This is a genomic window from Micromonospora gifhornensis (assembly GCF_016863515.1).
Classification (GTDB): domain Bacteria; phylum Actinomycetota; class Actinomycetes; order Mycobacteriales; family Micromonosporaceae; genus Micromonospora; species Micromonospora gifhornensis.
The window spans coordinates 40814-47693 of the sequence record NZ_BOPA01000007.1; the positions used below are offsets into that span (position 1 = coordinate 40814).

Here is a 6880-nt window from a genome sequence, read left to right on the forward strand (position 1 = left end):
GCGGCATAAGTCGCGCAAAGGGCATATCGGCGACCGAAACTGCAAGATCGCGAGGGCGGGGAGCGGGCGCGGGTGCGGGCGTGCGTGGCGTGGCGTGGCGAGGGCGGGGGCGTGGGCGTGGAGGGGGTGGGGGTTAGGGGAGGGTGTGGGTGGTGTGTTCGGTGGATTGGCGGGTGGGGAGGAGGGCGGGGTCGGGGTGGGCGCAGAGGACCAGTGTGGCGTTGGCGGTCAGGGGGGCCAGTAGCCAGTCGAGGGGGTCCGGGTGGCGGTCCACGTCGATCAGCACCCGGTCGGCCGGGGAGATGCCCAACTCGGTGGCGCGTGCTCTCGCCTTGTCGATGAGCGCGGTGTGCGTCGGGCCGCCGGGCGGGTACGCGCCGAAGTGGTCGCCGTGCACCCGTACCTCGGTGACGTAGTCGGCGAAGCCGGCCGGTACCTCCCGCAGCGGCAGCGCGAAGGGGTGCAGCGCAAGGGCGTACTGCTCGTCGGCCGACCAGGTGTCCGCCTCGGCGACCCGGTCCGCGGCGGCGAAGAGCACGTCCACGTCACCCGGCTGCTCGGCCACGGTCAGCCCGGCCGCCCAGCAACCCAGGAGTACGGCGGCGGTCTGCCAGTGCGGCGGAAGCAGTACGGCGGCGGTGCCACCCGGTCCCAGCGCCAGCTCGTCGGTGAGCAGGTTGGCCGTCTTGGCCACCCAGTTCGCCAGCGTCGCGCCGGAAAGCTCGGTGCGCTCGCCGGTGGCGTCGTCGTACCAGGTCAGCAGGGGTCGGTTCGGGTCGGTCGCGATCGCGTCGGCGAACACCCGGGCAATGTTGTCGGCCATCGACGCGAACGATACGCGGCCGGCGGCCGTACTCGATGGCAACGACAAGTCGGCGTACGGTCGGGTCGCAGTCAGCGTCCGTACCCGGCTCCGGCGTAGGCTTGCCCGAAAGTGTTGTTCCCCACAGTCCCGCCATCGCAAGGAGTCGCCCCGTGACCGCCGGCCGCCCGCCCCGCGTGCTCATCGACGCCACGAGTGTCCCCGCCGACCGTGGCGGCGTCGGTAGATACGTCGATGGCCTGCTCGGCGCCCTCGGCAAGGTGTGCGGGTCGGCGGTGGATCTGGTCGTCGTCAGTCTCCGCACCGACCTGGAGCGCTATCGCAGGATGCTGCCCGGCGCGGAGATCGTCCCTGCTCCGGCCGCTGTCGCGCACCGCCCCGCCCGACTCGCCTGGGAGCAGACCGGCCTGCCCCTGCTGGCCCAGCAGGTCGGCGCGGAGGTGCTGCACGCGCCCTTCTACACCTGTCCGTTGCGGGCTGGTTGTCCGGTCACCGTCACCGTGCACGACGCGACCTTCTTCACCGAGCCGGAGCACTACGACAAGTCCCGCCGGACGTTCTTCCGGAGTGCGATCAAGACCTCGCTGCGCCGCGCCGACCGGGTGATCGTGCCCAGCAAGGCCACCCGGGACGAGTTGATCCGGCTGCTGGACGCCGACCCGACCCGCATCGACGTGGCGTACCACGGCGTCGATCCCTCCGCCTTCCACGCCCCCGGCGACGAGGAGAAGGCTCGGGTGCGTGCCCGGCTCGGCCTCGGCAGCAGCAGTTACGTCGCGTTCCTCGGTGCCAAGGAGCCGCGCAAGAACGTACCGAACCTGATCCGGGGCTGGGCTCGGGCGGTGGCCGACCGGCAGGACCCGCCGGCCCTGGTGGTCGCCGGGGGTCAGGGGCACGACGACGACATCGACCGCGCGGTGGCGGAGGTGCCGTCGCACCTGCGGCTGCTGCGTCCCGGCTACCTGCGCTACGCCGACCTGCCCGGCTTCCTCGGCGGTGCCCTGGTGGCCGCTTACCCGTCGTACGGCGAGGGTTTCGGGTTGCCGATCCTGGAGGCGATGGCGTGCGCCGCCCCGGTGCTCACCACGCCCCGGCTGTCGTTGCCCGAGGTCGGGGGCGACGCGGTGGCGTACACCAGCGAGGACCCGGATCAGATCGCCACCGACCTGGCGGCCCTGCTCGACGACGAGCCCCGTCGCCTGTCGCTGGCCAAGGCCGGCTTCGACCGGGCGAAGGAGTTCACCTGGGAGTCCAGCGCCGAGGTGCACATCGCCGCCTGGTCCCGGGCCCGGCCCTGAGGTCGCCAACCCGAGGCCCACTCGGTCGCCAACCCGGAGGCCCACTCCGGGCGGTTCGGGCATGATGTCCTGGTGATCTATGTCGTCATTCCGGCGGGTGGCAGTGGCACAAGGTTGTGGCCGCTGTCCCGGGCCGGCCATCCCAAGTTTCTCCATCCGTTCACCGGTACGTCCGCTTCGCTGCTCCAGGCGACGGTGCAGCGGGCGGCGCCGCTGACCACACCGGAGCAGACCATGGTGGTCACCGGCGCGGCCCACGCCGCGGCCGTGGCCCGCCAGCTGACCGGGCTACCGGAGGAGAACATCCTGGTCGAGCCCTCACCCCGGGACTCCTGCGCGGCCATCGCGCTGGCCGCGGCGGTGATCGCCGTACGGGATCCGGACGCGGTCATGGGCTCGTTCGCCGCCGACCACCTGATCGGTGACCCGCAGAGCTGGGTGCAGACCGTGCAGGCGGCGATCCGAGGCGCCGAGCAGGGGCTGTTGATGACCGTCGGGATCACGCCGACCCGGCCGGAGACCGGTTACGGCTACCTGCAGACCGGCGACCCGGTCGGGGACGGTCCGATGCGGCCGGTCACCGAGTTCAAGGAGAAGCCGAACGCCGAGGTGGCCGAGGCGTACGTCCGTTCGGGCCGTTACCTGTGGAACGCCGGCATGTTCGTCTGGCGGGTGTCGGCGTTCCTCGCCGAACTGGCCCGTCAGCAGCCCGCCCTGCACGCCGGGGTGACAAGCATCGCGGCGGCCTGGGGCAGCGACGAGCAGGACGACGTCCTCGGCGCGGTCTGGCCCACGTTGCCGAAGATCTCCGTCGACTACGCGGTGATGGAGGGCGCGGCCAGCGCGGGCCGGGTGGCGACCGTACCGGGTGACTTCCGGTGGAACGACGTGGGCGACTTCCACACCCTCGGCGAGGTGCTGCCGGCCGACGCCGACGGCAACGTGGTGCTCGGGATGGACGACAAGGCCGAGGTGCTGCTGCGCGACAGCAGCGGCATGGTGGTGGTGCCGCAGTCCGGCCGGCTGGTGGCCACCGTCGGGGTGCGCGACCTGATCGTGGTCGACACCTCCGACGCGCTGCTGGTCTGCCCGCGTGACCGCGCCCAGGACGTCAAGGCGATCGTGGACGAACTCAAGGAGCGGGGCGAGGACAAGCTCGTCTGAACGCGGCCCGGCCCGGTGCGACCAGCCGGGCCGTCCCGCCGGCCAGCGGATGTGGCAGCTGGTCCGGCGGGAACCAGCCGAGGGCCTCGGACTCCGCGCTGACCTGCGCCACCGCCGCCGGCGGGGCGAAAATGGCGAAACGTACGTCGTAGTGCAGTGATCCGCCCTGGCAGGCGACCGAGTGCACGTCCACGTCGATCGGCAGCGGGTCCATCCACAGGCCGTCGATGCCGGACTCCTCGGTGGCCTCGCGCAACGCGACCCCGGCCAGGGTCCGGTCGCCCGGCTCGCAGTGCCCGCCGAGCTGCACCCACATGCTCAGCTTGCCGTGCAGGCAGAGCAGCACCTCGGTGCCGGTCGAGTCGAAGACCAGGGCGCTCGCGGTGACATGACCGGCCCGGTGCGTCCGGCTCATCGCGATCGTGCCGACCGCCAGCAGGTCGAGCGTACGATCGCGGGCCGTCGCGGCCTCCGCGGAGGTCGGCTCCCAGTCGGTGAGCACCGCCAGGGCGTCGGCGTGCAACGCCGCCCAGCTGTCATCGTGCTGTAGCGAGGGCCCGGCCAGTACTGGAGGCGTTGACATCGAGCCCTTCCTTCACGGGGTTGGCGAACGGGCGGCACCCCTGCGGAATATATCCGCCGCAGACCCTCGTCTGGCGCCGCCCGTTCAACCCTTCCCCCACCTCGGTCGTGCCTGCGGCACGTCCGAGGAACGCCGCACCCGTGCGACATGGGGAACTATGGCGTACTCGATCGGAGCGCGTCGAGGTCTTTTAGCCCAGCCTTAACATCCCTTGTCGGACACGCTCCAGGTAAAGTTCGGCAGGTCGCCAGGCGTCCCTAACCAGGCGATGGGGAGACACTCCATGCTGAAGATCCACTTCTCCGGCGAGGACATCCTCCGGACCAGGGTGGCTCCGGCGGCGAATCCGGTCTGGGAAGCGGTGCTGAGTCTGCACCTGCTGCCCAAACGTACCGGCGACCCGTTGCTGTCCGGGTGGCGTCGCGACGTCCTGCGTGATCTGTACCGCGAGGAGAACGTCGACGGCCTGCGGCTGTTGCTGGCGCTGAATCCGCCACGCGGATATTTTCCGGACTTCCTCACCCCGTACGAGAGCGTGGACGGGTTCGAGGCGGGGATGGAGGCCGTCCGGCGTACCCCGGTGTCGCTGCTGCACCGCGACCTCACCCTGGTGGCCAACACCCGAAGCCTGCCCGCCGACGCCGGCGCGCTGGCGCGGGGCGAGCCGGGTGCCCTGGAACAGCTGACGACCGCGATGGGCCGCTACCGTGAGTTGGCCCTTGGGCCGTACTGGACGCACGTCCAGGCGGCGGTGGAGGCCGACCGGGCCCGGCGGGCGCGGACCCTGCTCGACGGTGGCGTCAAAGGGCTGCTGACCGGTCTGCGGCCGGGAGTGCGGTGGGACTCGGGCATCCTCGAAATCCCCGGTTATCCGAACAGCCGCGAGTTGCACCTGGAAGGACGCGGCCTGCTGCTGGTGCCGTCGTTCTTCTGCGCGGACACGCCTGTCGCGTTGCTCGATCCGGAACTGCCGCCGGTGCTTGTCTACCCGGTGGACCGGCTGGGTGGCCTGGCGTCGGGCAAGCCGGAGAAAGCCAACGCGGCGTTGGCCGCACTGCTCGGACGGACCCGCGCGGCGGTGCTCGCCGCCAGTGACGAAGGCTGCAGCACCGGTGAACTGGCTCGCCGGCTGTACATCTCACCGGCCGCCGTCAGCCAGCACACCACCGTCCTGCGCAATGCCGGTCTGCTGGTCAGTCACCGCGACCGCAACACCGTCCTGCACACCCTCACCCCCCTGGGCCGCGCCATCCTGAACACCTGACCACGTTCGGCGGCGGGACTGCGCCTCGCGACGATCGACCACGTGCGGTCGACCTCGTGGATCAGAGGGCCAGGGCGGCGACGGCTGTGGTGTGGGCGGGCGGTGGGAGGAGTTGGGAGGGGACGCCGTGCGCCGCGAGGGCGGTGCGCAGGCGCTGCACGTCGGCACCGAAACGGACCAGTTGCACCGGGCCGACCGGAGTGGGTGGGGAACAGAGCACCAGGGCGGTCGCCTCGGCCGGCCAACCGGCCACGGTGGCGACCAGACCACTGCGTACGTCGCTGTCGGTGACCTGGGTGAAGACCGTACCGGGGGTGACCACGTCGGCCACCGCGGCGATCGCCCGATCCACCGCCACCGGATCGGGGGCGGTGTCACCGGGGCGGTCGGCGATGGTGGCGGCAGCGGCCAGCCCGGCAGCCGTCGCCTCGGCGGTACCGAGTGCGAACAGGTCCATCGAGGCGTCCCGGACCAGGGCCCGGGCTCCCTCGCCGTCATCGGGCGGCGTCGCGTTCAGGTAGCCGCGGATCACCGCCACCGGCATCTGGTCGCACTTGCCCTTGATCAGTTCGCCGGCCCCGGCCAACTCGTCGGCCACCGCCATCTGCGTCAGCACCAACTCGTTGCCGTAGGGGTCGACCTCACCCCGGTGATCGCGGATGGCGCTCATCCCGGCCACGCCGAGAGCCACGTCGGTCAGCCCGTTGCGCCAGGGCCGCCCCATGGTGTCGCTGATGATGACGGCCACCTCCACGCCGTACCGGTCGCGCAGGCCGGCACGCAGCGCGCGGGCCGAGGCGTCCGGGTCCTCGGGAAGCAGGACCAGCCGCGTCTTGTCGACGTTTGAGGCGTCGATGCCGGCCGAGGCCATCACGAAGCCGTGCCGGGTCTGCACGATCCGGGTCGCACCCCGGGTGGCCACCACCCGGGCGGTCTCGGCGGCGAGAATCTCGTCCCGAGCGGCCTGCCGTTCCGGGCCGTCGGCCGGTACGTCCACCAACCGGCCCTCCGCCTTGGACACGATCTTGCTGGTCACCACGAGCACGTCGCCGTCGCGCAGCCAGGGCGCAGCCGTCGCGATCAGTGCGGCCAGGTCGTCGCCCTCAGTCACGTGGCCGATGCCGGGCACCGGCAGGATCTCCAGTTTCATGCCATCCCCACCGCGGCGCGGACCATCGCCACCGTCGCCGCCTCGTCGGTCATCCGCAACGGTGCCGCACGCACAGACACCTGCGGTACCAGCGCCTGCGCATCCTCCTCCGCCACCAGCCAGCCGTCGAGCAGGCCACCGGCCGACCGCGCGCCGTACAACTGGCCGACACCGGCCGCGCTGCACTCCACACCGACCACCGCCAGGCACCGGTCCGCCATGCCCCGCACCGGCGCGCCACCGATGATCGGCGACACACCCACCACCGGCGCCGGCCCGTTCGCCACCGCGTCCCGCAGACCCGCCACGGCCAGGATCGGGGTGATGCTGACCACCGGATTGCTCGGCGCGATCAGCACCACGTCCGCCTCGGCGATCGCCTCGGTCACGCCGGGAGCCGGCTTCGCCGCATCCGCCCCGACGAAGACGAACCGGTGAGTCGGCAACTGCGCCCGATGCCGCACCCACCACTCCTGGAAGTGGATCGCCTGCTGAGTACCGCCGAACCCGACACCATCGGCGTCGCTCGCGGCTGCGGGGCTCGCAAGCTCACTCCTCGCAAGCTCACTCCTCGCAAGCTCACTCCTCGCGCTCACGA

7 protein-coding genes are annotated in these 6880 nt (G+C 71.7%); 3 read left to right on the forward strand and 4 right to left on the reverse strand.

Going from position 1 to position 6880, the window contains the following annotated elements:
- Positions 1 to 133 precede the first annotated feature (133 nt).
- Positions 134 to 823, reverse strand: a complete 690-nt coding sequence (locus Vgi01_RS03895) for a TIGR03089 family protein (protein WP_204290146.1) — start codon at positions 821 to 823, stop codon at positions 134 to 136.
- A 152-nt stretch (positions 824 to 975) separates the two neighbouring features.
- Here Vgi01_RS03895 and Vgi01_RS03900 point away from each other — a divergent pair, with 152 nt between their 5' ends.
- Together Vgi01_RS03900 and Vgi01_RS03905 are read left to right on the forward strand one after the other, a co-directional pair.
- Positions 976 to 2121, forward strand: a complete 1146-nt coding sequence (locus Vgi01_RS03900; protein ID WP_013731677.1) for a glycosyltransferase family 4 protein — start codon at positions 976 to 978, stop codon at positions 2119 to 2121.
- Between the two features lie 72 nt (positions 2122 to 2193).
- On the forward strand, positions 2194 to 3285 hold the full coding sequence (locus tag Vgi01_RS03905; RefSeq protein WP_102660725.1) for a mannose-1-phosphate guanylyltransferase: 1092 nt from the start codon (positions 2194 to 2196) through the stop codon (positions 3283 to 3285).
- On the opposite strand, the gene Vgi01_RS03910 is transcribed toward Vgi01_RS03905, so the two are convergent.
- Positions 3254 to 3868 carry an NUDIX hydrolase gene (locus Vgi01_RS03910; RefSeq protein WP_102660724.1) on the reverse strand — a complete coding sequence of 205 codons (615 nt, stop codon included), beginning with the start codon at positions 3866 to 3868 and terminating at the stop codon, positions 3254 to 3256. The two genes, Vgi01_RS03905 and Vgi01_RS03910, sit on opposite strands and share 32 nt — an antisense overlap.
- Before the next feature lie 283 nt (positions 3869 to 4151).
- Between Vgi01_RS03910 and Vgi01_RS03915 the strand changes: the two genes are divergently transcribed.
- Entirely contained in the window at positions 4152 to 5132 is a 981-nt protein-coding gene (locus Vgi01_RS03915) for an ArsR/SmtB family transcription factor (protein ID WP_102660723.1), read from the forward strand.
- A 61-nt stretch (positions 5133 to 5193) separates the two neighbouring features.
- Here Vgi01_RS03915 and Vgi01_RS03920 read toward each other — a convergent pair whose 3' ends face one another.
- The gene (locus Vgi01_RS03920) at positions 5194 to 6282 is read right to left on the reverse strand and encodes a coenzyme F420-0:L-glutamate ligase (RefSeq protein WP_102660722.1); all 1089 of its coding nucleotides are present in this window, start codon (positions 6280 to 6282) and stop codon (positions 5194 to 5196) included.
- A partial coding sequence (locus tag Vgi01_RS03925) for a 2-phospho-L-lactate transferase CofD family protein (RefSeq protein ID WP_239088790.1) occupies positions 6279 to 6880 on the reverse strand: 602 nt, incomplete at its 5' end. The genes Vgi01_RS03925 and Vgi01_RS03920, both read right to left, overlap by 4 nt.